Below are 24812 nucleotides of genomic sequence, written 5' to 3'. Positions count from 1 at the left end.
CATTTTACGCCTTAAAAGGGGTGCTAATTAACTTTTGAGCTTGTGGTGTAACCACTAAATAAGAGCCTTGGGTGTACCAGTCACCTAATACCGTACGCGTTAAAGTTTCTTGGTTTACTGTGTAAGTATGCACATTAGGGCGATGAGTATGGCCGTGGATCATATTAGTGACTTGGTGCTTAGCAAAAGTAGCGAGTACCGCGTCATCAACCACATCGAGTATTTCAAGGGGTTTATTGGCTTGGCTAAGCTTACTTTTTTCGCGTGCATTACGGGCTATTTTTTTGCGATACCATAGTGGCATAGCCAGCATTAGTTTTGGCCACCACCATCCGCGGCTTTTACGACGAAACGTTTGGTACTCTATATCTTGAGTACACATTTCATCGCCATGTAAAATAACCGTTGGTGTACCGTATAAATCTATTACGGTTTGCTCGTCAAGTAAAGTCATGCCTGCCATTGCGGCATACTTGTCGCGCATAATAAAGTCGCGATTACCATGAATAAAATAAACCGGTGTACCGCTATCACTGACTGCTTTTAAATGCTTTGCTACATTAGCGCTCAGCGTTGTAATGTAGTCGTCGCCAACCCATACTTCAAAAAAATCACCTAAAATGTACAGTGCATCTACATCTTGATTAAGTATGTGCGTATTTAAAAAGCTAAAAAATGCCGCGCTAATATCAGGGCGGTTTTCACTTAGGTGTAAGTCGGCAATAAAATAAGTTTTGCGAGTCATAGGTGAGTCTTTTTAGATAAAATAAAAGCGGGCTTATATAAATTAAGTAAATATTTAAACTTAATTAATATTAATACCCGCTTATATACTCACATAATGTGAGTAAACGCTATTAGTTAACAGTAACGCTTTCGATAATTACATCTTCAAGTGGTACGTCTTGATGAAAGCCGTTGCTACCTGTTGCTACGCCTTTAATTTTATTAACTATGTCCATGCCTTCAACAACTTCAGCAAATACACAGTAACCCCAGCCTTGCGACGTTTCGCTGCTGTGGTTTAAAAAATCGTTGTCGTTAACGTTAATGAAAAATTGCGCTGTAGCTGAATGAGGATCAGGCGTACGTGCCATTGCTAAAGTACCTACTTTATTTGATAGGCCATTGTTAGCTTCATTTTTAATTGGATCATTTACTTCTTTTTGATCCATACCAGGGATAAAACCACCGCCTTGAACCATAAAACCATCGATTACACGATGAAAGATAGTGCCGTTGAAAAAGCCAGTATTTGCATACTCTAAAAAGTTTTTAACTGTGTTTGGAGCTTCTTGATCAAACATTTTAATGGTGATGTCACCAAAATTAGTGTGTAGAACAACCATGAGGTTTCCTGTATCTGGTTTAAATAGTCGCGCTATTTTATCTCAGTTAGCTAAGATTAACAAAGTAGATGTTTGCTTTGTTATAAAGCGCTAGAGCAGGGGCTTTTCAAGTGGTAACATAGCTGCTCAAGTTAATAGTCAAGGACTCAAAGTAAATGGTTAATATATACAACACACTAACGCGACAAAAAGAGCAATTTAAACCCATGGTCGAAGGCAAAATCGACATGTATGTGTGTGGTATCACCATTTATGATTACTGTCATATTGGGCATGCGCGTACCTTTGTTGGCTTTGATGTGATTGTTCGCTACCTTCGCCACATTGGTTACGATTTAAAATACGTGCGTAATATTACCGATGTTGATGACAAAATAATTAAACGCGCGAACGAAAACGGCGAGTCAATAAACGACTTAACTGTGCGCATGACGAAAGCCATGCATGAAGATTTTGATAGTTTAAACATGTTACGCCCCGATGTTGAACCAACAGTAACTGCGCACATGGATGAAATTATTGAAATGGTTGAGCGCTTAATCACCAAAGGCCACGCTTATGTTGCTGCCGATGGCGATGTATTGTTTGATGTTTCTACCTTCGAGCAGTACGGCGCATTATCGCAGCAAGATTTAACCATGTTGCAATCAGGCTCGCGTGTTGAGGTTGCTCAAGATAAAGACGATCCGCTTGATTTTGTATTATGGAAAAAAGCCAAAGCGGGTGAGCCTTCATGGTCATCGCCATGGGGCGAAGGGCGTCCGGGTTGGCATATTGAATGTTCTGCTATGAGTTCAAAGCATTTGGGTGAGCATTTTGATATTCATGGCGGGGGTTCTGACTTACAGTTTCCGCATCACGAAAACGAAATTGCACAATCGTGCTGTGCAAATAATGGCAAGTATGTAAATACTTGGATCCACACGGGTATGGTGCAAGTAAATAAAGAAAAAATGTCTAAATCGCTAGATAACTTTTTTACTGTGCGTGAAGTGTTAAAACAGTACGACGCAGAATCGGTGCGTTACTTTTTAATATCGGGCCATTACCGCAGCCAGCTAAATTATTCGCAAGAAAATTTAGATCAAGCTCGCTCATCACTTGAACGTATTTATACAGCACTTCGTGGGGTTGAACCGGTAGCGTGTGAGCTTGATGACAACGAGTATGTTATTAAGTTTAGAAAGGCTATGGATGATGACTTTAATACACCAGAAGCATTACCTGTGTTGTTTGAGCTAGCTAAAGAGCTAAACCGTGTAAAAGATATTGATAGCCAGCAAGCAGGGCAGTTAGCATTTATACTAGGTAGCATAAGCGAAGTGCTAGGGGTTGCTCAGCAGGACCCAGAAGCCTTTTTACAAGGTGGGCAAGACGATAATGAAGTAGCACAAATTGAAGCGCTAATAGTTAAGCGTAACGATGCGCGTGCTAGTAAAAACTGGGCTGCTGCTGATGAAGCGCGCGATGCACTTAGTGCGTTAGGCGTAATACTAGAAGATTCAGCCGGTAAAACCACTTGGCGTAAAGCGTAATTGGTTTATCTCAAAAATAATAACTAACTTTATTAGTTGTATTAAAAAGGGTTGCCACTTGGCAACCCTTTTTTGATTATATTGCCACTTAGCTATGGTACTTTTCACACGCTTCTAGGGTGTTTTCAATCAAGCTTGCCACTGTCATAGGGCCAACACCACCAGGTACAGGGGTAATAAAGTCTGCTTTTTGCTCAGCTACACTATATTCAACATCACCCACTAACTTACCGCTATCTAAACGGTTTATACCTACATCAATAACAATCGCACCTTCTTTAACCCAGTCTCCTGGAATAAATTCAGGCTTACCAACTGCAACCACTAATAAATCGGCGCGACGAACATGGGTTTCTAAGTCTTGTGTAAACTTATGACAAACAGTGGTAGTGCAACCTGCTAACAATAGCTCTAGTGCCATAGGACGCCCTACAATATTAGATGCACCTACAACCACAGCATGCAATCCTTTGTAACGCACACCCGTTGAGTCAAGTAAGGTAATAATACCTTTTGGTGTACAAGGACGAAGGGCTGGCATACGTTGAGCTAGTCGGCCTATATTGTAAGGATGAAAACCATCTACATCTTTATGTGGGGTAATGCGTTCAAGAATCTTTTCTACATCAAGACCTTCAGGTAAAGGGAGTTGTACTAAAATACCGTCAATTTCTTGATCGTTGTTTAATTCATCAATTAACTCTAATAGTGTTTGCTCAGTGGTATTTGCTGGTAAATCAAAAGATTTAGAGATAAAACCAACTTCTTCACAGGCTTTACGTTTTGAGCCAACATAAACCTGACTCGCAGGGTCGAGTCCTACAAGCACTACTGCAAGACCGGGCGCACGAAGGTTTTGTGCTACTCGCTCTGAAACGCGTTGTGCAACTGCGCTACGTACTTGTTTTGCTATTGCTTTACCATCAATGATGTTTGCCGTCATGGGTGACCTTTAATTAGGGTTAATTAACTTGATACAGATACTTAAAATGGATATACAAAAAATAGGGGTAATGTAATAAAGAAATACTTACTTTATTAAATCCATTTTTAATATGTTTACTATTTTCGCAGAAAAGCACTAAAGCGCCAAGTTGCTTTTAGCTAATAGCGTATTTGATTATACAAAATAGTCTAAATTTCAGCCGGCTATTAGGTTATTCTGGCTATTATGAACTAAAAGTGAGCAATTGAATTGTTTTCTTAAAAAAACGTTTGACCTAACCCAGCCAAATCACTATTATGCACCCCGTTGTCAACGAGGTCACTCGCTAACAATTATAAGCATCGGCGATTAGCGCAGTTTGGTAGCGCACTTGGTTTGGGTCCAAGGGGTCGCAGGTTCAAATCCTGCATCGCCGACCATTTTCTTAAGTAATTAAGCTAAGTGGAATATTATTTGGGTATTAATGCAATAGTACATTTGCACAAAGCCATTGTACTTACGTAATTAGCTTATTGGTAAACTATGAAGTTTTCGATGCGCCCATAGCTCAGCTGGATAGAGCAACGCCCTTCTAAGGCGTGGGTCGAAGGTTCGAATCCTTCTGGGTGCACCATTTGAAAACAAGTAAATACCGTGGTGATTGTAGCTCAGTTGGTAGAGCCCCGGATTGTGATTCCGGTTGTCGTGGGTTCGAGCCCCATCAGTCACCCCAATTTACAAAGAGTATCGGCGATTAGCGCAGTTTGGTAGCGCACTTGGTTTGGGTCCAAGGGGTCGCAGGTTCAAATCCTGCATCGCCGACCATTTTCTTATAAATGGTCTTAAATACAAAGTTTAAGTATTCAAAAATTAAGTATGAAAAATATATCGGCGATTAGCGCAGTTTGGTAGCGCACTTGGTTTGGGTCCAAGGGGTCGCAGGTTCAAATCCTGCATCGCCGACCATTTTCTTTATTAACAATAATAAATGAAAATGATTTTAGTCTTACACGAATAACTCACTTCAAAATCAGTATTATCGAACACTTTGTTAAACCAGAGATTGTTAATATTCGAAAATAAATAATAAAACTCACTGATAAACTATTTTAAAACTTATAAGCTCTAACTTTATACTTTTGATTAGCTGCAAAATTAGCCTGTTTTTTATTCGCTTGATTACTAATAACACAATTGTGCTTCAAAAAATTGTTTCCTACACTCGACTATCATCAATATTACGTTATAATGCCGCGTCTATTATTTTAATATAGTGCCCGCAGGGCAGAGCAGCAATGGTATCTGGTGGTAGCGACGAATGTTTTTAAGCCACAAAGGTTTAAATTTTATCAAGACTCCTAAAGATGACTTTGTGTGTAAATAAGGCGAACAGTCGCCAAAATTGAAGATTGAGGTAAATCATGCAAGTTTCTGTTGAGACGACCCAAGGCCTTGAGCGCCGTCTGACCATCACCGTTCCTGCAGAGAACGTTGAGAATGAAGTAAAAAAACGCTTACAACAACTGTCAAAAACGCAGCGTATTGATGGCTTCCGTGCTGGTAAAGTTCCAGCATCAGTAATTAACAAGCGTTTTGGACCAGCAGTTCGTCAAGAAGTTGCTGGCGAAGTAATGCAACGTAATTTCTATGAAGCAATTGTTTCAGAAAAAATTAATCCAGCTGGCGCACCAACATTTGCTCCAAAAGCACTTGAAGCTGGTAAAGATTTAGAGTTTTCGGCTACGTTTGAAGTTTACCCTGAAGTTGAAGTTCAAGGTTTAGACAAAATTACAGTTGAAAAACCAGCCGTAACAGTAACTGACGAAGATTTAGCTAACATGCTAGAAACACTTCGTAAGCAACACGCAGACTGGGCTGAAGTTGATACAGCAGCTGGCGAAAACGACCGTGTAACGGTTGATTTTGTAGGTACTATCGACGGTGAAGTATTTGAAGGCGGCAAAGCCGAAGACTTCCCATTAGAACTTGGCCAAGGTCGTATGATCCCAGGTTTTGAAGATAATATCGTAGGTAAAAAAGCAGGCGAAGAAGCAGTTGCTGATGTAACCTTCCCTGATGATTACCACGCTGAAAACTTAAAAGGTAAAGCGGCTCAATTCACTATCACAGTGAAAAAAGTTGAAGCGCAAGAGTTACCTGAATTAAGCGAAGAATTTGCAACTAAATTCGGTGTTACCGAAGGTGGTGTTGACGCGCTTAAAGTTGAAGTTAAAAAGAACATGACACGTGAGCTAGACCAAGCGGTTAAAGCTAACGTTAAAGATCAAGCTATTAAAGGTCTTTTAGCGAACAACGAAATTGAAGTGCCTAAAGCACTAGTTGATCAAGAAGTTGACGCATTACGTCAGCAAGCTGCTCAACGTTTTGGTGGCGATGCGCAAAACATGCCTGAGCTTCCTGCTGAATTGTTCCATGAGCAAGCAGTAACACGTGTTAAAACTGGCCTTTTATTAGGTGAAGTGATTAAAGCTAACGAGATTAAAGTTGACGACGCTAAAGTTGAAGCATTAATCGCAACGGTAGCTTCTGCATACGAAGATCCAACTGAAGTAGTAGAATACTACAAAGCGAATGATCAACTTATGCAGCAAATGCGTAATGTAGCAATGGAAGAGCAAGCTGTTGAGGCTATCTTAGCTAAAGCAACTGTGACTGACGTTGAAACAGCATTTGACGACATCATGAATCCACAGCAAGGTGCTTAATAAGTCATTGACTTAAGTGCTCGCTAACGATTAAATGGCTCGTGTTACTCTGTTTATGCAGTGTGCTCGGGCCATTTTAGTTTGTGGTTCTTAATTTGCGAAAAATGATAACTATGCTTTTCTTTAATAAGGATAAGTATAAGCGCATAAGGAATTAAATAAGTATGAATATTGGTATTACAGATCCCCTAAACGCATTGGTCCCTATGGTTGTTGAACAAACACCTAAAGGCGAGCGCTCGTATGACATTTATTCGAGATTATTAAAAGAGCGTATTATCTTTTTAACGGGTCCTGTTGAAGACAACATGGCAAACCTGATTTTAGCGCAAATGTTGTTCTTAGAATCAGAAAACCCAGACAAAGATATCTTTTTATATATAAACTCACCAGGTGGTTCGGTTACTGCGGGTATGGCAATTTACGACACAATGAACTTCATTAAACCAGATGTAAGTACAATTTGTGTAGGCCAAGCTGCTAGCATGGGTGCTTTTTTACTTACCGCTGGGGCAAAGGGCAAACGTTTTTGCCTACCTAACTCGCGCGTAATGATCCACCAACCATTAGGTGGTTTCCAAGGTCAAGCATCTGACTTTGAAATACATGCCAAAGAAATCCTGTCTATTAAAGACAAGCTAAACCGCTTAATGGCTGAGCATACAGGCCAACCATTAGACGTGATTTCTAAAGACACTGATCGTGATAACTTTATGAGTGCTGATCAAGCTGTAGATTACGGCATTGTAGACTCAGTATTTAAAAATCGCGCTAGCAAGTAAGCGTTTGGCAAACGGCTAGGCTGTTTGCCACTTTGAGTTACTATGCGAAAAAATTAAATTTTGGTATAGTTAAAACGTATTGAAATAGCCATCGACCAATTTGGTGGCCAACGTATAAAATGAGGTAGCTGAATGTCTGACACTCCTACAGACGGCGACAAAAGTAGTAAATTGTTATACTGTTCTTTTTGCGGCAAAAGCCAACATGAAGTACGCAAATTAATTGCAGGCCCTTCAGTATATGTTTGTGATGAATGTGTAGAGTTGTGTAACGATATCATCAGAGAAGAAATAAAAGACATTGCGCCTAAGCACGATGCCTCTGACAAACTACCTGTACCAAAAGAAATTCGTAAACACTTAGATGACTACGTTATTGGCCAAGACCATGCTAAAAAAGTATTGTCTGTAGCGGTATACAACCATTACAAACGCCTACGTAATCAGTCGACTAAGCAAGATATTGAACTAAGTAAAAGTAATATCTTATTAATTGGTCCTACAGGTAGTGGTAAAACATTACTAGCAGAAACGTTAGCACGCTTATTAGATGTGCCGTTTACTATGGCCGATGCAACCACATTAACCGAAGCGGGTTATGTGGGTGAAGATGTTGAAAACATCATTCAAAAGCTGTTACAAAAATGCGATTATGATGTAGAAAAAGCGCAACGTGGCATTGTTTACATAGATGAAATTGATAAAATTTCTCGTAAATCAGACAACCCGTCAATTACACGTGATGTATCAGGCGAAGGCGTGCAACAAGCACTCCTTAAACTGATAGAAGGCACCATAGCTTCGGTTCCACCACAAGGTGGCCGTAAGCACCCACAGCAAGAATTTTTACAAGTAGATACGTCTAAAATCTTGTTTATTTGTGGTGGCGCATTCTCAGGTCTTGATAAAGTGATTGAGCAACGCAGCCATAAAAATACCGGTATTGGCTTTGGTGTTGATGTTAAAGAGTCTGCAGCAAGCCGTTCTTTAAGTGATACATTTAAAGACGTAGAGCCAGAGGATTTAGTTAAGTACGGCTTGATCCCTGAGTTTATTGGCCGTTTACCGGTAGTTGCTACATTAACTGAACTTGATGAAGCTGCACTAATACAAATTTTAAGTGAGCCTAAAAACGCCATTACTAAACAGTTTTCAGTATTGTTTGGTATGGAAGATGTTGAGCTTGAGTTCCGCGAAGATGCCTTAGCTGCAATTGCCCACAAAGCAATGGAGCGTAAAACAGGTGCTCGTGGTTTGCGTTCAATCGTTGAAGGTGTATTACTTGATACTATGTATGAGCTACCTTCTATGGATAATGTAAGCAAAGTGGTTATAGATGAAACCGTAATTAAAGGTGAATCAGACCCAATTTTGATTTATGAAAATAATAATCAAGATAAAGCGGCATCTGAGTAGTTTTTAAGCTATTTGATGAAAAAAGGAGCCTAAGGCTCCTTTTTTTATAATTAATTTAATCGAGTAAGGGAAAATCGTTGAACTTTAATTAGGTTATCCCCATATACTTGAGTAATCTTTAAAATAAATGAAGTGCAAAGAGAAATATAATGACGCTTGAGAGAACCGATCGAGTCGAAATCCCAGTATTAGCACTGCGCGATGTAGTGGTATACCCGCACATGGTGATCCCGCTTTTTGTAGGCCGTGAAAAATCAATAAAATGCCTTGAAGCGGCAATGGATAAAGACAAACAAATTTTCTTGGTTGCCCAAAAAGATGCAACTGTAGATGAGCCTGAGCAAGATGATATTTATCGTGTTGGTACTATTGCCACTGTACTTCAGTTATTAAAGTTACCAGACGGTACAGTAAAAGTTTTAGTAGAAGGTACGCAACGCGCAAAAATTGAAGAGTTTATTGATAGCGAAGAATTTTTTGTAGCTAATGCACAGTTTATTGAATCAGAATCAATAGATGAGCATGAGCAAGATGTGTTTATTCGCAGCGCAATTAGCCAATTTGAAGGCTATGTAAAACTTAATAAAAAAATCCCACCAGAAGTACTTACTTCGGTTTCCGGGATTGACGATCCGGCGCGCCTTGCCGATACCATGGCAGCTCATATGCCATTAAAAGTGCCTGAAAAACAAAAAGTATTAGAAACCTCAAGTGTTACCGAACGCTTAGAATACTTAATGGCGCTAATGGAAGGCGAAATAGATTTACTGCAAGTTGAGAAAAAAATACGTAGCCGCGTTAAAAAGCAGATGGAAAAATCGCAGCGCGAGTATTACCTCAATGAGCAAATGAAAGCGATTCAAAAAGAACTCGGTGAACTTGATGATGTGCCAGACGAGTTTGAAGCGCTGAAAAAGCGTATTGAAGAGTCGGGCATGCCAACCGAAGCAAAAGAAAAAGCGACGGCTGAGTTAAGTAAGCTAAAAATGATGTCGCCAATGTCGGCAGAAGCCAGTGTAGTGCGCTCATACATAGATACACTAATTAGTGTCCCGTGGAAAAAGCGCTCTAAAGTTAAAAAAGATTTAGCTGGCGCGCAAAAAATACTTGATAGCGACCATTACGGCTTAGAAAAAGTTAAAGAACGTATTTTAGAGTACCTTGCCGTACAACAACGTACTAACAAGCTTAAAGGGCCTATTTTGTGTTTAGTAGGGCCGCCTGGTGTGGGTAAAACCTCTTTAGGTCAATCTATTGCACGCTCTACCGGTCGTAAGTATATTCGTATGGCGCTTGGCGGTGTACGTGATGAAGCTGAAATTCGTGGTCATCGTCGTACTTACATTGGTTCAATGCCAGGTAAGATGATTCAGAATATGACAAAAGTGGGCGTTAAAAACCCATTGTTTTTACTTGATGAAATCGACAAAATGTCATCAGATATGCGTGGTGATCCCGCATCTGCATTACTTGAGGTGCTAGATCCTGAGCAAAATAGTCATTTTGCCGATCACTACCTAGAAGTTGACTACGATTTGTCGGATGTGATGTTTGTTGCTACATCAAACAGCTTTAACATTCCAGGACCATTACTAGATCGAATGGAAGTTATTCGTTTGTCGGGTTACACCGAAGATGAAAAACTAAATATTGCTAAACAGCACTTAATTACCAAGCAAGTTAAGCGTAATGGCTTAAAAGAGCATGAAATTGAGATAGCAGATAGCGCCATTACTGGCATTATTCGTTATTACACGCGTGAAGCGGGTGTACGTAATTTAGAGCGCGAAATATCTAAACTATGTCGTAAAGCGGTTAAAAATATTTTAATCGAAAAAGGCACCACAACAGTCACTATTGATGAGCACAACCTAGAGGACTTTTTAGGTGTGCAACGCTTTGATTACGGTAAAGCAGAAGACGGCGACCGTATTGGCCAAGTTACCGGTCTTGCATGGACTGAAGTGGGTGGCGACTTGCTAACTATTGAATGTGCCGCAGTACCAGGTAAAGGTAAGCTTAGCTATACCGGCTCATTAGGTGATGTAATGCAAGAGTCGATACAAGCAGCCATGACAGTAGTACGAAACCGAGCGGAAGAGTTTCGTATTAACAGTGATTTTTATGAAAAGCGCGATATTCATGTACACGTACCAGAAGGCGCAACACCTAAAGATGGCCCAAGTGCAGGTGCTGCTATGGTAACTGGTTTAGTGTCGAGCTTAACTGGTAATCCGGTACGTGCCGATGTTGCCATGACAGGCGAAATTACATTGCGTGGCGAAGTACTACCAATTGGTGGCTTAAAAGAGAAATTATTAGCGGCGCATCGCGGCGGTATTAAAACGGTTATTATTCCAAAAATTAACGAACGTGACCTAAAAGAGATCCCAGACAACGTATTGGCTGGCCTCGATATTCACCCAGTTACATGGATTGATGAAGTATTAAAACTTGCTTTAGTGCACCCAGTTGATAGTTTTTCAGTCGAAACGCCGAAAAACCGATAAAAAACGCTAAAAAAGTGCTTTTAGGGGCTTTTCAAATCTAAACGGTATGATAAGTTAAGCACTGGTTTTCAAGCCTAGCCCTTATGGTTACTAGGCTTAAGAAAAATATAATCGTATGAGCATAATAGTTTGCTCTAAATTTTCAAAACAGTGATGTTAGTAAAAAACAATCGCTCTTGATAACAACAATTAAAGAGGATGATATTGTGAATAAATCTCAATTAATCGATCAAATCGCAGCTGATGCTGACATTTCTAAAGCGGCTGCAGGTCGTGCACTAGATTCATTTATCGAATCAGTTACTGGCGCACTTAAAGAAGGCGACTCAGTTGCACTTGTTGGTTTTGGTACTTTTTCAGTTCGTGACCGTGCTGCACGTTCAGGCCGTAACCCACAAACTGGCGAAACAATTCAAATTGCTGCTGCAACTATCCCTGCATTTAAAGCAGGTAAAGCACTAAAAGACGCAGTAAACTAATCGCTGTTTTAAACACATTAGTTGTGGCGAGTGTAAAAATACTTAATTACCACAGAAGATGAATTAAGTAACTTTACCGCCAGTTACTTCAAGTGAAAAAGCGTATCTGGTAAGATACGCTTTTTTTACATATGACAAGGTAAAAACCTTGCTCAGAAAAGAGATAAACAAATGCTTGAGAAAATCAGAGAAGGTTCGCAAGGACCTATAGCCAAAGTAATTTTAGGCGCCGTGATTTTATCTTTTGCTTTAGCAGGAATTGGTAGTTACCTAGGTCAAACCACAGAACAACCTGTTGCTGAAGTAAATGGTATTAAAATTAGTCAAACCGAATTTAATCGTGCGTTTCAAAATGAACGAGGCCGATTAGAGCAACAGTTTGGTGAATACTTTACCCAAATTGCAGCCGATCCAAATTACATGGCGCAAATACGCCAAGGTGTAATTGACCGTTTAGTACAACAAGAACTGCAAACTCAACTAGCGGCAGAGTTAGGCCTTCGTGTAAGCGATGAAAGTGTAAGACAAACCATTTTAGAATTACCTTATTTTAAAATTGGTGAAAGCTTTAACAACGACCGTTACTTGCAAGTTATTCGTCAAATGAACTTTCAACCAGACTCATTTCGCGAGTACTTACGTAAAGACATGACACGCAGCCAGCTTGTATCTGCTGTTGCGGGAAGTGATTTTGCGCTAAAAAATGAACTTGAGAGTGCCATTGCCCTACAACAACAAACGCGCAGCATTGACTACCTAGTAGTTAATAAAGAAGCAATGCAAGACAGCGTTGAAGTGAGTGAGCAAGAAATAGCTGATTACTATGAATTAAACAGCGGCCAGTTTTTATCTCCTGAGCGTTTATCGGTTAATTACATAGAGCTAAAAGCGCAAGACATTACAGTTGCTTCAGTAACTGAAGATGACGTAAAAGCCTATTACGAACAAAGTAAAGCGCAATACGTTGAGCCTGAAAAGCGCCGTGTTTCGCATATTTTAATTGATAACAGTGAAGACGATGATGCAGCTAAAGCAAAAGCAGAGTCTTTATTAGCGCAATTAAATCAAGGTGCAGATTTTGCCGAGCTAGCAGAATCATCGTCTGATGATATTGTAAGTGGCGAAATGGGTGGCGATTTAGAGTGGATAGAACGTGATGTAATGGATCCTGTTTTTGAAGACGCTGCATTTGCGCTCGAAAATAAAGGTGACTACTCAGACGTTGTAGCATCAGAATTTGGTTACCACATTATTAAACTAACCGACCTACAGGCGCAGCAAGTAAAAGCCTACGATGATGTAAAAGCAGATTTACGTGCAGAACTAGAAAAAGCTGAAAAAGTAGATGCATTTTACGAAAAGCAAACAGAAATGGCCGCGCTTGCGTTTGAAATTTCAGACCGCTTGGTTGATGCAGCAGAAGCCGCGGGTGTAGAGGTTAAGTCTACACCACTTGTAGCGCTAAATGAGCTACCAGAGCCGTTAAACAGCCCTGCAGTTATTACAGCATTAACATCAGTTGATTTACTTGAAGATAAAGTAAACTCAGAGCTGATTGAGTTAGGTAATGAGCATGTTATTGTGGTGCGTGTTAACGAACATGAGCCAGCTGCGACTAAAGCACTGAGCGATGTAAGCGAGCAAATTAAAGCCAGCTTAGTTAACGAAAAAACATCAGCGCTTGCTAAAGAAAAAGCCCGTACACTTTTTGCAGAAGTACAAGCAGGAAAGAGTTTAAATGACGTTGCCGCTGAGCAAAGCCTAACAGTTCGCCAAGAAGCGCAGTTAACGCGTCAGAGCTACACTGTTTCACCAGCTATTGTGACGCAAACATTTAAAATGGCTCATCCAACTGATTCAGCAATCGTTGAGCTAGTTAATTTAAATAATGGTGATGCTGCGATTGTTGCGCTTAAATCGGTAACGAACGCTGAAGTTGCAGATAATATTGACCCGCAAATTCAGCAAAACATTACCATGGCACAAGCAAACAAAAACTACATGGTGTTTATTGAGTCGTTAAAAGCTCAAGCGAAAATTAACTTACCAAATGTAGCGCAAGTCGCAGAGTAAAATTCGTAATAAAATAATTAAAAGGCGCTTTTTAAAGCGCCTTTTTTGTTTGTAAAAAAGCAGCTATTAGGAAAAGTAGTTATTAAGAAAAGTAGTTATGAGTAAGAGCAGTTATTAGTAAAATAAGGTGCCAGATATCAGTAAGTGATTAACCAAACTTGGTATTTAGGTTTACAGTTGAAATATTTTTAATGCAGACACCCATTTTAAAATATTTTCAATAAAGACACCCATTCTAATATTTATAATATCAGTGTAATTAACTAAGCTCTAGCTAGTACGATAATTAAGCAAGGTGACACATGGCTATCGCAAGAAAACGTCAGGTAAGTTTGGTCGATACAAAATACTACCACTGTATTTCGCGCTGTGTACGCCGTGCATTTTTATGCGGCGTAGACCATTTTACTAATCAAACCTAAACGCGTACTCTTTTACGTATTGATGTTAGTTTTTTTTGAGCTTCCTCATCAACAACTCAATAATTTTTGTGTTATTTTCGATTGGGGATTTTGGAATATCGCTTCGGTGGGGCCGTACTCAACAATTTCGCCGCGCTCTAACACGACCAGTTGGTCGCTAATATGGCGTACTAAGCTAAGATGATGGGTTATTAATATATAGGTTAATCCGGTTTCTAGTTGTAGCTTAAGTAATAAATTAACTATTTGTGCGCGTACAGAGGGATCTAAAGATGAAAGTGCTTCGTCGAGCACAACAACCTTAGGATCTAATATAAGCGCGCGAGCGAGCGCTACACGCTGTAATTGCCCTATGCTAAACATGTGCGGGTAATATTGTTGATGATCTACTAACAACCCGACTTTTAACATGGTGCTGTCAATTTTTTCGGCGCGTTGTTGTTTGTCAAAATCGGTATTAAATTGCAGGCAATCATCGAGCATGTCGGCAATAGTCAGTGCCGGGTTTAGCGAGGTTGCTGAGTCTTGAAAAATCATTCTGATATGGCGACATTGTGGATCGCGAATACCGTTATTTTCGATTATGTTGTTTTCGAGTAAAATTTGCCCGCTATCAGCGCTATCGGCTCCAGCAAGTAATTTTGCTAGGGTGCTTTTCCCGGCACCCGTTTCACCAATTATGGCTATGGTTTCGCCTTTACCAACACTAAACGAAATATTTTTAAGTACCGCAAATTTTTTTCGGCTAAATAATCCAGCCCGTAAATTAAAGCTTTTTGATAATGCTTGTACTTTTAGTAAGGGTTGCACTATTTCATCTCCTTGATCAGCGGAAAATGACACGCATAACTATGCCCTTGGTGTTTGGTTAGCTTTGGCGCAATAACACACTCTCTTTGTGCTTGCGGGCAACGCGGCCCTAGTCGACAACCAATTGGTAAATGTTGCAGCGTAGGAATAGTGCCTTTAAGCGCGTAAAAAGGCTCTTTATGCGCCAAACCATGTTCGTAATCGGGTAGGCTTTTTAGTAGTGCTTGTGTATAAGGGTGGCGTGGCTGGCTAAAAATACGATGCGTTGGGCCTGCTTCTACCATTTGTCCGCAATATAAAACATGAATAGTATGCGACCAGTTAACAATTTCTTCTAGCTCGTGAGAAATCATTAAAATAGACATGTTTTTTAACTGATTTAAGCTTTTTAACAATCTAAATACTTGTGCACGGGTGGTGCTTTCAAGTGCGGTGGTGGGCTCATCTGCAATTAATAATTTTGGCGTACGCGCAATTGCCATGGCAATCATTACTTTTTGGCACACCCCTTCTGAAAGCTCATGGGGATAGCTGCTAAGTATTTCTTCGTGGTTTTTAATACCTACTTTATGAATAAGTGCTTTTACTCTGTCTTTGCGCTCGCGATTGCGCTTTAAGAAAAACCCTTTACTTGCTACTTCAGGTAAAGTTTCGGCTATTTGATCAAATATTTTAGCGGTTGGGTCAAGGCAGCGACTCGGATCTTGATAAATCATTGCTATATCTTGGCTCACTACTTTTCGGCGTTGCTCTGGGGTTAAACGCATTAAGTCTACCCCGCGCCAATGCACTCTATCAGCTGTTATTACCCAGCGTTCATTAAGCACTCCTACAATTGCTTTGGCGATTAAGCTTTTACCAGAACCCGATTCACCCACTAAAGCATGTACTTCGCCTTCTTTTAAACTAAAGCTCACTCTGTCTACAGCTCTAATAACGGTTTCAGAGGTGTGTAATTCAATGGTTAAGTTTCGAACATCAAGTAATTGCATTTAATCAGCCTTACGCGCTTGTAAAACTTGGCGAAGTCCATCGCCTACTAAGTTTGTTGACAGTACAGCTAAAAACAACAGTACGCCTGGTAGGGCTACAGTCCAGGGAGCTAAATATATAAGCCCGAGGTTTTCGGCTAAAATTGCGCCCCATTCGGTTGTAGGTGGTTGCGCCCCTAATTTTAAAAATCCTAAAGCGGCTATATCTAAAATAGCAGTAGAGAGCGCCATGGTAAAAATAACCACTATATATTCATATATATTGGGGTAAATCCCTCGCGACAATATATGCCAATTAGAGGCGCCATCGAGCCGATAAGCGGTGATGTAATCTTTACTCAGCTCATCGACAATTAGGTTGCGAATAGAGTGAATAAATTGCGGCAGCAGTGCCAAAATAATTGCCCATACGGTATTCATTAAACCAGGGCCTAATATGGCTATAATAATAATTGCCAGCAACAACGACGGAATAGAAAGCGTTATATCCAGTAAGTGATTTAAAAAACTGGAGCGAAGCCCGCGACTAATACCAGCGAAAGTGCCTACGAGTAAGCCAATGACAGTGGTTAAAAACGCTGCAATAATTGACAAGCCAAATGTATACGTTGCGCCGTTCATTAATCTAGAAAGTACATCGCGGCCTAAATCGTCGGTGCCTAAAAGAAAACGTACGTCACCCATTTCGCGCCACGATGGCGGAATAAGTAAGGCATCACTATGCTGCTGATTAACCCCATAAGGGGCTAAAAAAGGCGCACTGGCAGCCAGTAAAGCAAAAGCAATAAACACCCATAAACCAACAAGTGCAGGGTGGTTGGTTTTAAATTTTCGCCACAGCCGTGCTAGGGGCGATTTATTCGACTCTTCAGAAAATAAGTTAAACTTTGCCATGAGCTTGGTTCCGTGAGAGTGGGTCGAATAGAGTATAAATTAGCTCTGCGATGATGGTGGCAAAAATAATAAATAAAGACACCGCCATTAAGCCACCTTGTATAGCGGGGTAATCACGCTGATAAATACTATCAATTAACCAGCGGCCAATCCCAGGCCACGAAAAAATAATCTCAGTGATCATTGCCAGCGTAATAAGCGTGCTAAATTGTAAACCAATTTGCTTAATTACCGGTAACAATGCATTACGCAGCGCATGGTGCATTATAAGTTGCCTGCGATTAAGGCCTTTTGCGCGCGCTGTTTTAATAAAGTTTTGATCCATTACTTTAAGCATAGATTCGCGAGTAAAGCGTATCAATACCGTAGTGGGGTACATAGCCAATACTATGGTAGGCAAGGTAAGGTGGTGTAAGGCGTCAATAAAAGCCATGCCCTGGTACGGAAAGCTTGCCAAGCTAATATCAATTAAAATAAAACCTGTAGTGGGTGGTATTTCATAGAGTAAGCTCATTCTTCCCGACATTGGAAACCAACCCAGTTGTAATGAAAATAGCATAATGAGTAATAATGCTAACCAAAAAATAGGCATGGAATAGCCTATCATAGTGGTAGAGGAAATAAGCTTATCGGGCCATTGTTTATAATAAGCAGAGGCTAATATGCCCGTAGGAACACCAATAACAACCGAAACAAACAGCGCGTATATACTAAGCTCGAGTGTGGCAGGTATTAAGTCGAGTATTTGCGAAAATACGCTATCTCCAGAGGCAAACGACAGCCCCCAATCACCTTGCAATATGCGCCCTAAAAAAGCGATATATTGCATAAAATAATTACTATTATATAAATACTTATCTTCTAGCTGGGTATGTTGCGCAAAATTATTGCTGGGAACGCCACTTAAATTACTTAATGCATCGCCAGGAAATAAAAAGCTCAGCAAAAAAGTAAAAACGCTAAGCATTAATACCATAAAAACAAATAAACCAATGCGGCGTAAAATATAATCTAATCGCATTATTTTTTCCTCGCATTAGCAAGCGAAATAGCACCAAAAGGCCCCAGCGTTATGCCCTCTACATCAGCACTGCTTGCCTGAAAACGCATGCCGTGAGCTATTGGTATTAAAGGCAGCTCATTGATAATCATGCTTTGTGCGGCATCATAATACTGTTTGCGCATTGCTATATCGGTTGTGCTGAGCGCTTGGTTAAGTAAAGAGTCAAATTGTGGATTACACCAATTTGCGGCATTTTTACCACTAAAAGTGGCTGTGCAACTTAGCAAAGGGCTAAAAAAGTTATCAGGGTCGGGCGTATCAGCAGCCCAGCCAAGCAGTACGCTGTCATGTCGGTGCTCGCCAACACGTTGAATAAAGGTATTCCATTCGTATTCTATAATACTCACTTTAACCCCTATTTTACGTAAATCGCTTTGCATTAGCTCGGCCATTTTACGGGCATTAGGATTATAAATACGACTGACCGGCATGGCCCAAATGTTCATGTTAAAGCCATTAGGTAGCCCTGCTTCAATAAGTAATTTTTTGGCTAAAGCTGGGTCAAAATTTGGAATGTTAGCTTGTGGTTCAAACGCCCACGAGGTGGGGGGTAAAATTGATTGAGCGCGAATACCATTGCCGTAATATACCGCCTGCATTATTTTATCTACATCAATTGCATGGGCGAGTGCTTGGCGTACTCGTATATCGTCAAAAGGAGGGCGCTCAGTATTAAATGCCCAGTAGCCAATATTTAAGTTGGTTTCTTTTTCTACATTAATGTCGTCGCGCTGGGCTAAAATACTCAATTGCGCGCTACTTGGATGAGCGGTTACATCACATTCTTTGGTGAGCATTTTAGCTATACGCGTGGTGCCGTTAGGGGTAATGTCGTAAACCAATTGCTCCAGTACCACGTCGTGTTTCCAATAGGCTGGATTTTTATAAAAACGTACTAAATGGTCGCGCCTATACTCTTTATAAATATACGGGCCTGTGCCAACTGGGTAGTGATCAAACAAATTAGTTTGTTCGCTGGCTTTTAGTTGCATGGCGTATTCTTGTGACAATACAACCGCAAAATCGGTGGCCATATTGGCTAAAAAGCTACTTTCGGCATTAAACAACTCAAATCGTACTTGATAGTCAGACACACGTACAATTTTACGAATAAGCTGATCAATTCCTACGCTCTGAAAGTAAGGGTAATTAGCATCGCCAATAAAGTGATACGGATTATAAACATCAAATAAGCGGCTAAAAGTAAAAATAACATCGTCGGCGTTAAAATCCCGCGACGGCGTAAAATAGGCCGTGGTATGAAATTTTACGCCTTTGCGCAAGGTGAAAGTAACCGACTTACCGTCTTTACTCGTTTTCCAATCGGTGGCTAATTCACTTTGAAATTCAGCTGTAACAGGGTCAATACTAATTAGGCGGTCGTATAATTGATTGGCAATAATATCTATAGTTGAGCCTGTTGTAGTTACCTGCGGATTAAACGACACAGGGTTTGCTTCAGCGCAATAAACTAAGCCTTGGTTTTTTTCTTTTAAGATTTCTTCTTTACTATCTATGCACCCTATAAGGCTGGTTGATAGCAAAGCAAGTAATAATTTATGCACCTGCGTAACCTCTAACTATTATTGAACTATAACTAAGTAAACAGAAACTCACCCCTTGGTGTCGCTTGGGTATAGCAAGTTATATTTTTTCAGATAGCCACGTAATTGATGATACGTTAAACCCAGTACTTCTGCAGTTTTCTTTTGGTTAAATTGGCTATGTTCTAAGGCTTTGTTAATCATTAAAATTTCAAAGTCGTTAGAGAGTTTTTTTAAGCTACACGGAAATTCAGTATTAATAGCCGCTGTACTTGGTGCTGCTTGAGCAACCGGTGCTGCGGCAACCGCTGGCTCAGGAATGCTAGTGTTATTAATCAAAGCAGCAGGCTTTACCCGTGGTTTTGGCCTAAAACGGCTTTCAAATGGGTCTAAAATAATCTGATGAACGGGGATCTGTTCACTTCCATGGCGATACAAACTGCGCTCAACCACATTTTTCAACTCACGAATATTACCTGGCCAATCATAACTCAGCAGTGTTTCTGTGGCGCTACGGGTAAAACCGCTAAACAATTGCCACTCTAAATCGCGCGCCATATTCATTGCAAACTGCTCTGCAAGCAGCATTATATCGCCTTGGCGTTCACGCAGGGGGGGAAGGGTTATTACATCAAAAGCCAGGCGGTCGAGCAAATCGCTTCTAAACTCACCTTGCTGTGCTAAATAAGGTAAATCTTCGTTAGTAGCGCACACTAAACGCGTATCTACTTTTATTGTTTGTTTACCGCCGACACGCTCAAATTCACCGTACTCTATTACGCGAAGCAGTTTTTCTTGTACCATTTCGGAGGTGTTTGCCAATTCATCTAAAAATAAAGTACCGCTGTTTGCACGTTCAAAGCGGCCTTCGTGGCGTTTGCTAGCGCCAGTAAAAGCACCACTTTCATGGCCAAATAATTCACTTTCGAGCAGGTTTTCGTTAAGCGCCGCACAGTTGAGCTTTACATAGTTTTGATCCCAACGTTTAGATAAAAAGTGTAAACGTGCTGCAATTAACTCTTTACCTGTGCCACGCTCACCAATAATAAGCACAGGTTTATCTAGGTTAGCTAGCTGCGATACCTGATCAAGTACCGATAAAAAGCTATCAGATTGGCCGAGTAAGTTATCTTGTTGGCGATATTGGCTCATATTTCCTAACTCTTAGTCATTTTTACTAACAGTTAGTGTATTTCATAATGAGAGATAACTAAAGTAATTTGTAATTTGAGTTTAACTCTATGAATAAATTATGTATTTTAACTTTTATAAAGTTGGCAAGCATATTGATACAGTTATAGCAGACAAACTAAGTTTAAATTATAGAGGTAAATGTTATGGGAATTTTTTCACGTTTTGCAGACATTGTTAATTCTAATATCAATGCCATTTTAGATAAAGCAGAAGACCCAGAAAAAATGGTTCGTCTGATTATTCAAGAAATGGAAGACACCTTGGTAGAGGTTCGCTCTACGTCAGCTAAAACACTCGCTGAGCGAAAAGAATTAGTACGTCGCGTTGATACACTTAAAGCGCAAATGAATGATTGGCAAGACAAAGCTGAACTAGCGCTAAGCAAAGATCGTGACGATTTAGCACGTGCCGCTTTACTCGAAAAGCAAAAGTCAGCCGAAGCTGTAGCTTCAGTCGAGGGTGAACTTGAGCATGTAGGCTCACACATCGAAAAGTTACAACAAGAAGTAACCACGCTACAAGAAAAGCTAGCAGATGCTAAAGCTCGTCAAAAAGCGATTATATTACGTCAACGTTCGGCTGAGTCGCGCCTTGAAGTTAAAAAAGCACTTGATAGCTCAAAGGTAGAAGATGCACTTAATCGTTTTGAGCGTTACGAAACTAAAATAGATGGACTAGAATCTCAAATAGAGTCGTACGATTTAGGCAAAAAAACCTTAGCAGATGAAATTGCCGAACTGCAAAAAAACGAAAAAGTAGACGATGAGTTAGCAGAGCTTAAAAAGAAGTTAGCAGATAAGTAACGTATAGCTAACGCATACCAATAATAATATAAGGGGCCCATGTGCCCCTACTTAAAACATCAATACGGATAGTCAGGAGAGGGTTATGTTTGATCCAGAAATACTCGTAGCACCATTTATTTTATTTATGATTTTTGTCGCGCCTTTGTGGCTAATTTTACACTATCGTAGCAAAAAACAAGTAAGCCAAGGGTTAAGTGAACACGAGCATCGCCAGTTGTTAGAGCTTGCTCAAAAAGCCGAAAAAATGGCTGATCGAGTCGAAACACTCGAAGCATTACTTGATCAAGAGTCGCCACAGTGGAGGCGTAAAGTATGAGTACCAAACGCGAATTATTAAGAGATCCGCAGCGCGGAAAAATAGCCGGCGTATGCGCTGGGCTAAGCGATTATTTTAATATGGAATTATGGTTAGTTCGTATTATATTTGTTAGTGCGGTATTACTAACTGGCGGCCCTTTATTTGTGGTAGCGTATATTGCAGCCTGGTTTATTTTAGATAAAAAAGAACCCACTAGCGCCTATAAAACAAATTCTACTAACTATGGCGATCCGCTAGAAGTAAAATTTAAAGTATGGCAAAAAGGCGAGCCACCGCGCCGCGCATTGCAAGACTTAAAAGAGCGTTTAACACGCGTAGATACGCGCCTACAAAATATAGAACGCTATGTTACTTCTACTGAATTTACGGTGAGCCGTGAAATTAACAAACTTTAAAGGATTTAATAGCACGGCAACTACACATTAAACAGTAAGTGAAGTGCTAAGTGCTAAACCATTATGAGTCGTACTTCATTTGCAAAAAAGACCTTTACCAGTATTAAAGGCAAAGCACAAAAAGCATTGCATCGCAGCTTAGATCAGCATGTAAAACTGGCTGTAACAGGTTTGAGTGGCAGCGGCAAAACAGCGTTTATTACCGCATTAGTTAAACACTTAACAAGCCAAGCGAGTGATAAAAACCTGCCTTTTTTTGATGTAATGCGCGAGCGCCGCCATATTGCCACTAAAGTAGTGCCGCAAGAGGCGCTTAAAGTGCCCACATTTAATTATACTCGAGCATTAAATGCGTTACTCCCCAGTGACGGCGAGCCAACATGGCCGCCTTCAACCGAGCGCATAAATACGCTGCGTTTAGCTATTAAGTATCAAAGTAATGCTGGGCTGCGTGGCCATTTTTCACCGCAATCAACGCTTTATTTAGATATAATTGACTACCCCGGCGAGTGGCTGCTTGATTTACCTATGCTGGAGCAAAGTTATGCACAGTGGTGCGAGCTGCAATATCCGCTATTAACGCAGCATTTGCGGGTGCATACCTCAAGTGAGTTTTTAACAGCCGTTGAGCAACTCGACTTAAATGCGCCGGTAGATGAAAGCGCACTTGCGCATATTGCACAGCTTTATCAAAGCATGTTGATAGGGCTTAAAAAAGACACCAAACTTGCCATGCTACAACCTGGGCGCATGTTAATGCCAGGCGATTTACAAGGCGCGCCATTGCTATTGTTTTTTCCAGTATCGGGTGAGATAAATAGTAATAACCTAGTTGCAGGCTCTAACTTAGCGCATTTAATTAAACGCTTTAACGCCTACGTTAAAGAAGTTGTAAAGCCTTTTTATAACGAACACTTTCGCCATTTTGATCGCCAAATAGTATTAGTAGATGTACTTAGTGCCTTAAACGAAGGGCATGCAACCTTGCAAGAGCAAAGTAGCGTTATTAATCAATTATTGGCGCACTTTAGTTATGGCGAATCGGGCTTTTTTAAACGCTTATTTAAACCTAATATAGATAAAATATTATTTGCCGCTAATAAATCAGATCATATAACCGCTAAGCATCATAAAGACTTAGCACTATTGCTCGACTCATTAGTACACGAGCAAAGTAATCATTTAAAGTTTGATGGTGTGCAAATAGAAACCATGGCTATGTCGTCAATTACCGCAACACAACCGCGCCAAGTAACCGACAAAGGCCAAACGCTAGACTGCATTTACGGCAAGCCACTTAACGAGCCTGATTGGCTAACCTACTTACCGCCACAGCCGCCTAATAGAATGCTTAATAAAAGTGAATGGCCAGCGCAAGGGTTTGAATTTTTATCGTTTTCGCCAATGCCAAGCCCAGATAAGCAGTTAAAACATATTCGATTAGATCATGTGATGCAGTACCTGTTAGGAGACAAGTTAGCATGAGTGAATCAAACCAAGAGTTTCAAGCAGGGCGTCGTATACATACCCAGAGTATGGAGCAAAACGAGCCTGTATTAGCGCCTGCAAAAATAATTGAGCATGGGCAAAGTGATTACCAAGAAGATAATGACGAAATGCTAGAGCCAGAAATTGACCTAGCGCCAGTATATAAAAAGTCAAAATGGCAAACGCTCAAAGGCATTTTTGTTGTTAGTTTTATGGTGCTGGTATTGCTAGAGTTTGCTTTTTCATTGGTACTGGCTTTTCAGCAGTCGATTATTTTAGGCAGTATATATTTAACCGCTGTAGTGAGTGGGGTGTTGCTAATAGGGCGTTTATTATGGCGCGAATACCGAATGCTGCGCAGTTTAAAACGTAACCAGTTATATCGCCATGAAGCCGACAGACTGTTAAATAGCGAACAAGTAGGCGGCGCACTGCCTTGGCTTGAAAAACTAAATAAACACCAGCAACTCGATAACTTTGAAACCTTTAAAAATCAAGTTGCAACGCACCACAGCGATAAAGAAATAATGACGCTATACGCCAATAGTTTATTAATAACGCAAGACACCCAAGCTAAAAAGCTCATTAATCGCTTTGCAACCGAGTCGGCGTTACTGGTTGCGCTTAGCCCGCTGGCGCTGGTGGATATGATGGCTGTGCTGTGGCGCGGTACTAAGTTAATAGAACAAATAGGGAAGATTTACGGGATTGGTTTTGGTTACGCGAGTCGCATAAAATTGTACCGCATGCTAATAAAGCAAGTAATGTTTGTGGGCAGTGCCGAGCTTATTTCTGATTTAGCTGCAACCGCACTAAGCGCCGAGTTATTAGGTAAACTTTCGGGGCGAGCAGCACAGGGCTTAAGTGCCGGTATATTTACCGCGCGCATTGGCTACAAAGCAATGGAATTAAGCCGCCCATTACCTCGGCTTGAAAATAAACGCAATTTATTAAAAAGTACGGTACAAAATATTGCTAGTAAAATTATTAGCCGTAAAAAGCCCGAGACAACTGAATAAGCAGTATTAAAAAACACTTGGCAATATTTATGTACAGCTAAAAGTATAAATAGTGCACAAGTAGCCATCTG

20 protein-coding genes, 5 tRNA genes and 2 pseudogenes are annotated in these 24812 nt (G+C 40.5%); 18 read left to right on the top strand and 9 right to left on the bottom strand.

The window, feature by feature from the left end:
* Positions 1-4: 4 nt before the first annotated feature.
* Positions 5-745 carry a UDP-2,3-diacylglucosamine diphosphatase gene (locus tag PTRA_RS11075; RefSeq protein WP_058373807.1) on the bottom strand — a complete coding sequence of 247 codons (741 nt, stop codon included), beginning with the start codon at positions 743-745 and terminating at the stop codon, positions 5-7.
* A 112-nt stretch (positions 746-857) separates the two neighbouring features.
* Complete coding sequence (locus PTRA_RS11070) at positions 858-1349, bottom strand: peptidylprolyl isomerase (protein ID WP_058373806.1); 492 nt, start codon at positions 1347-1349, stop codon at positions 858-860.
* Positions 1350-1504: 155 nt separating this feature from the next.
* Here PTRA_RS11070 and cysS point away from each other — a divergent pair, with 155 nt between their 5' ends.
* Positions 1505-2884: a cysteine--tRNA ligase gene (cysS, locus tag PTRA_RS11065; protein WP_058373805.1), complete on the top strand. Its 1380-nt coding sequence runs from the start codon at positions 1505-1507 to the stop codon at positions 2882-2884.
* Between the two features lie 88 nt (positions 2885-2972).
* Here the strand turns inward: cysS and folD are convergent, their stop codons facing one another.
* On the bottom strand, positions 2973-3827 hold the full coding sequence (gene folD, locus PTRA_RS11060) for a bifunctional methylenetetrahydrofolate dehydrogenase/methenyltetrahydrofolate cyclohydrolase FolD (protein ID WP_011328722.1): 855 nt from the start codon (positions 3825-3827) through the stop codon (positions 2973-2975).
* A gap of 345 nt (positions 3828-4172) precedes the next feature.
* Here folD and PTRA_RS11055 point away from each other — a divergent pair.
* The 12 genes and pseudogenes from PTRA_RS11055 to PTRA_RS19035 all read left to right on the top strand — a co-directional run.
* Positions 4173-4249, top strand: a tRNA-Pro gene (locus PTRA_RS11055).
* A 117-nt stretch (positions 4250-4366) separates the two neighbouring features.
* Positions 4367-4443 (top strand) — tRNA-Arg (locus PTRA_RS11050).
* A gap of 23 nt (positions 4444-4466) precedes the next feature.
* A tRNA-His gene (locus PTRA_RS11045) sits at positions 4467-4542 on the top strand.
* A 15-nt stretch (positions 4543-4557) separates the two neighbouring features.
* Positions 4558-4634, top strand: a tRNA-Pro gene (locus PTRA_RS11040).
* A gap of 64 nt (positions 4635-4698) precedes the next feature.
* Positions 4699-4775: transfer RNA gene (locus PTRA_RS11035), tRNA-Pro, on the top strand.
* Positions 4776-5230: 455 nt separating this feature from the next.
* Positions 5231-6535: a trigger factor gene (gene tig, locus PTRA_RS11030; RefSeq protein ID WP_058373804.1), complete on the top strand. Its 1305-nt coding sequence runs from the start codon at positions 5231-5233 to the stop codon at positions 6533-6535.
* A 164-nt stretch (positions 6536-6699) separates the two neighbouring features.
* Positions 6700-7317, top strand: a complete 618-nt coding sequence (gene clpP / locus PTRA_RS11025; protein WP_011328720.1) for an ATP-dependent Clp endopeptidase proteolytic subunit ClpP — start codon at positions 6700-6702, stop codon at positions 7315-7317.
* Positions 7318-7449: 132 nt separating this feature from the next.
* Complete coding sequence (clpX, locus tag PTRA_RS11020) at positions 7450-8733, top strand: ATP-dependent protease ATP-binding subunit ClpX (protein WP_058373803.1); 1284 nt, start codon at positions 7450-7452, stop codon at positions 8731-8733.
* 149 nt (positions 8734-8882) lie between these two features.
* Positions 8883-11243, top strand: a complete 2361-nt coding sequence (lon, locus tag PTRA_RS11015) for an endopeptidase La (RefSeq protein WP_058373802.1) — start codon at positions 8883-8885, stop codon at positions 11241-11243.
* A gap of 170 nt (positions 11244-11413) precedes the next feature.
* Positions 11414-11722: pseudogene (locus PTRA_RS11010) on the top strand (HU family DNA-binding protein); the annotation flags it as partial.
* Positions 11723-11893: 171 nt separating this feature from the next.
* Positions 11894-13795 carry a SurA N-terminal domain-containing protein gene (locus PTRA_RS11005; protein ID WP_058373801.1) on the top strand — a complete coding sequence of 634 codons (1902 nt, stop codon included), beginning with the start codon at positions 11894-11896 and terminating at the stop codon, positions 13793-13795.
* Positions 13796-14097: 302 nt separating this feature from the next.
* Positions 14098-14214, top strand: a pseudogene (locus PTRA_RS19035) (transposase); the annotation flags it as partial.
* Positions 14215-14265: 51 nt separating this feature from the next.
* Here the strand turns inward: PTRA_RS19035 and PTRA_RS11000 are convergent.
* The 6 genes from PTRA_RS11000 to pspF are packed head-to-tail and all read right to left on the bottom strand — an operon-like array spanning position 14266 to position 20672.
* On the bottom strand, positions 14266-15027 hold the full coding sequence (locus PTRA_RS11000; protein WP_011328713.1) for an ATP-binding cassette domain-containing protein: 762 nt from the start codon (positions 15025-15027) through the stop codon (positions 14266-14268).
* Positions 15027-16019 (bottom strand): peptide ABC transporter ATP-binding protein, encoded by a 993-nt coding sequence (locus PTRA_RS10995; protein ID WP_011328712.1) that lies wholly within the window; start codon positions 16017-16019, stop codon positions 15027-15029. The genes PTRA_RS11000 and PTRA_RS10995 overlap by 1 nt, the downstream gene beginning before the upstream one ends.
* Positions 16020-16913 carry an ABC transporter permease subunit gene (locus PTRA_RS10990; RefSeq protein ID WP_011328711.1) on the bottom strand — a complete coding sequence of 298 codons (894 nt, stop codon included), beginning with the start codon at positions 16911-16913 and terminating at the stop codon, positions 16020-16022.
* On the bottom strand, positions 16900-17934 hold the full coding sequence (locus PTRA_RS10985) for an ABC transporter permease (RefSeq protein WP_058373800.1): 1035 nt from the start codon (positions 17932-17934) through the stop codon (positions 16900-16902). The genes PTRA_RS10990 and PTRA_RS10985 overlap by 14 nt, the downstream gene beginning before the upstream one ends.
* On the bottom strand, positions 17934-19541 hold the full coding sequence (locus tag PTRA_RS10980) for an ABC transporter substrate-binding protein (protein ID WP_058373799.1): 1608 nt from the start codon (positions 19539-19541) through the stop codon (positions 17934-17936). Before PTRA_RS10980 ends, PTRA_RS10985 begins: the two co-directional genes overlap by 1 nt.
* A 48-nt stretch (positions 19542-19589) precedes the next feature.
* Complete coding sequence (gene pspF / locus PTRA_RS10975; RefSeq protein WP_058373798.1) at positions 19590-20672, bottom strand: phage shock protein operon transcriptional activator; 1083 nt, start codon at positions 20670-20672, stop codon at positions 19590-19592.
* A 185-nt stretch (positions 20673-20857) separates the two neighbouring features.
* Here pspF and pspA point away from each other — a divergent pair, with 185 nt between their 5' ends.
* The 5 genes from pspA to PTRA_RS10950 all read left to right on the top strand — a co-directional run bounded on the left by pspA (position 20858) and on the right by PTRA_RS10950 (position 24741).
* On the top strand, positions 20858-21517 hold the full coding sequence (gene pspA / locus PTRA_RS10970) for a phage shock protein PspA (protein WP_041454499.1): 660 nt from the start codon (positions 20858-20860) through the stop codon (positions 21515-21517).
* Positions 21518-21602: 85 nt separating this feature from the next.
* A complete protein-coding gene (gene pspB / locus PTRA_RS10965; protein ID WP_011328706.1) occupies positions 21603-21836 on the top strand; it encodes an envelope stress response membrane protein PspB in 234 nt (77 codons plus the stop codon).
* Entirely contained in the window at positions 21833-22234 is a 402-nt protein-coding gene (gene pspC / locus PTRA_RS10960; protein ID WP_011328705.1) for an envelope stress response membrane protein PspC, read from the top strand. The genes pspB and pspC overlap by 4 nt, the downstream gene beginning before the upstream one ends.
* Before the next feature lie 63 nt (positions 22235-22297).
* Positions 22298-23719 carry a YcjX family GTP-binding protein gene (locus PTRA_RS10955; RefSeq protein WP_058373797.1) on the top strand — a complete coding sequence of 474 codons (1422 nt, stop codon included), beginning with the start codon at positions 22298-22300 and terminating at the stop codon, positions 23717-23719.
* Positions 23716-24741, top strand: a complete 1026-nt coding sequence (locus PTRA_RS10950) for a TIGR01620 family protein (protein ID WP_058373796.1) — start codon at positions 23716-23718, stop codon at positions 24739-24741. Before PTRA_RS10955 ends, PTRA_RS10950 begins: the two co-directional genes overlap by 4 nt.
* Positions 24742-24812 lie beyond the last annotated feature (71 nt).

This window comes from Pseudoalteromonas translucida KMM 520 (assembly GCF_001465295.1).
In the GTDB taxonomy this organism is placed as follows: domain Bacteria; phylum Pseudomonadota; class Gammaproteobacteria; order Enterobacterales; family Alteromonadaceae; genus Pseudoalteromonas; species Pseudoalteromonas translucida.
This window is presented reverse-complemented; position numbering and strand designations above follow the sequence as displayed.

What these genes read in the sequence shown, in the direction of transcription:
- PTRA_RS11075 (WP_058373807.1), bottom strand. Translation starts at nt 745, where the DNA reads ATGACTCGCAAAACTTATTTTATTGCCGACTTACACCTAAGTGAAAAC.
- PTRA_RS11070 (WP_058373806.1), bottom strand. Translation starts at nt 1,349, where the DNA reads ATGGTTGTTCTACACACTAATTTTGGTGACATCACCATTAAAATGTTT.
- cysS (WP_058373805.1), top strand. Translation starts at nt 1,505, where the DNA reads ATGGTTAATATATACAACACACTAACGCGACAAAAAGAGCAATTTAAA.
- folD (WP_011328722.1), bottom strand. Translation starts at nt 3,827, where the DNA reads ATGACGGCAAACATCATTGATGGTAAAGCAATAGCAAAACAAGTACGT.
- tig (WP_058373804.1), top strand. Translation starts at nt 5,231, where the DNA reads ATGCAAGTTTCTGTTGAGACGACCCAAGGCCTTGAGCGCCGTCTGACC.
- clpP (WP_011328720.1), top strand. Translation starts at nt 6,700, where the DNA reads ATGAATATTGGTATTACAGATCCCCTAAACGCATTGGTCCCTATGGTT.
- clpX (WP_058373803.1), top strand. Translation starts at nt 7,450, where the DNA reads ATGTCTGACACTCCTACAGACGGCGACAAAAGTAGTAAATTGTTATAC.
- lon (WP_058373802.1), top strand. Translation starts at nt 8,883, where the DNA reads ATGACGCTTGAGAGAACCGATCGAGTCGAAATCCCAGTATTAGCACTG.
- PTRA_RS11005 (WP_058373801.1), top strand. Translation starts at nt 11,894, where the DNA reads ATGCTTGAGAAAATCAGAGAAGGTTCGCAAGGACCTATAGCCAAAGTA.
- PTRA_RS10995 (WP_011328712.1), bottom strand. Translation starts at nt 16,019, where the DNA reads ATGCAATTACTTGATGTTCGAAACTTAACCATTGAATTACACACCTCT.
- PTRA_RS10990 (WP_011328711.1), bottom strand. Translation starts at nt 16,913, where the DNA reads ATGGCAAAGTTTAACTTATTTTCTGAAGAGTCGAATAAATCGCCCCTA.
- PTRA_RS10985 (WP_058373800.1), bottom strand. Translation starts at nt 17,934, where the DNA reads ATGCGATTAGATTATATTTTACGCCGCATTGGTTTATTTGTTTTTATG.
- pspF (WP_058373798.1), bottom strand. Translation starts at nt 20,672, where the DNA reads ATGAGCCAATATCGCCAACAAGATAACTTACTCGGCCAATCTGATAGC.
- pspA (WP_041454499.1), top strand. Translation starts at nt 20,858, where the DNA reads ATGGGAATTTTTTCACGTTTTGCAGACATTGTTAATTCTAATATCAAT.
- pspB (WP_011328706.1), top strand. Translation starts at nt 21,603, where the DNA reads ATGTTTGATCCAGAAATACTCGTAGCACCATTTATTTTATTTATGATT.
- pspC (WP_011328705.1), top strand. Translation starts at nt 21,833, where the DNA reads ATGAGTACCAAACGCGAATTATTAAGAGATCCGCAGCGCGGAAAAATA.
- PTRA_RS10955 (WP_058373797.1), top strand. Translation starts at nt 22,298, where the DNA reads ATGAGTCGTACTTCATTTGCAAAAAAGACCTTTACCAGTATTAAAGGC.
- PTRA_RS10950 (WP_058373796.1), top strand. Translation starts at nt 23,716, where the DNA reads ATGAGTGAATCAAACCAAGAGTTTCAAGCAGGGCGTCGTATACATACC.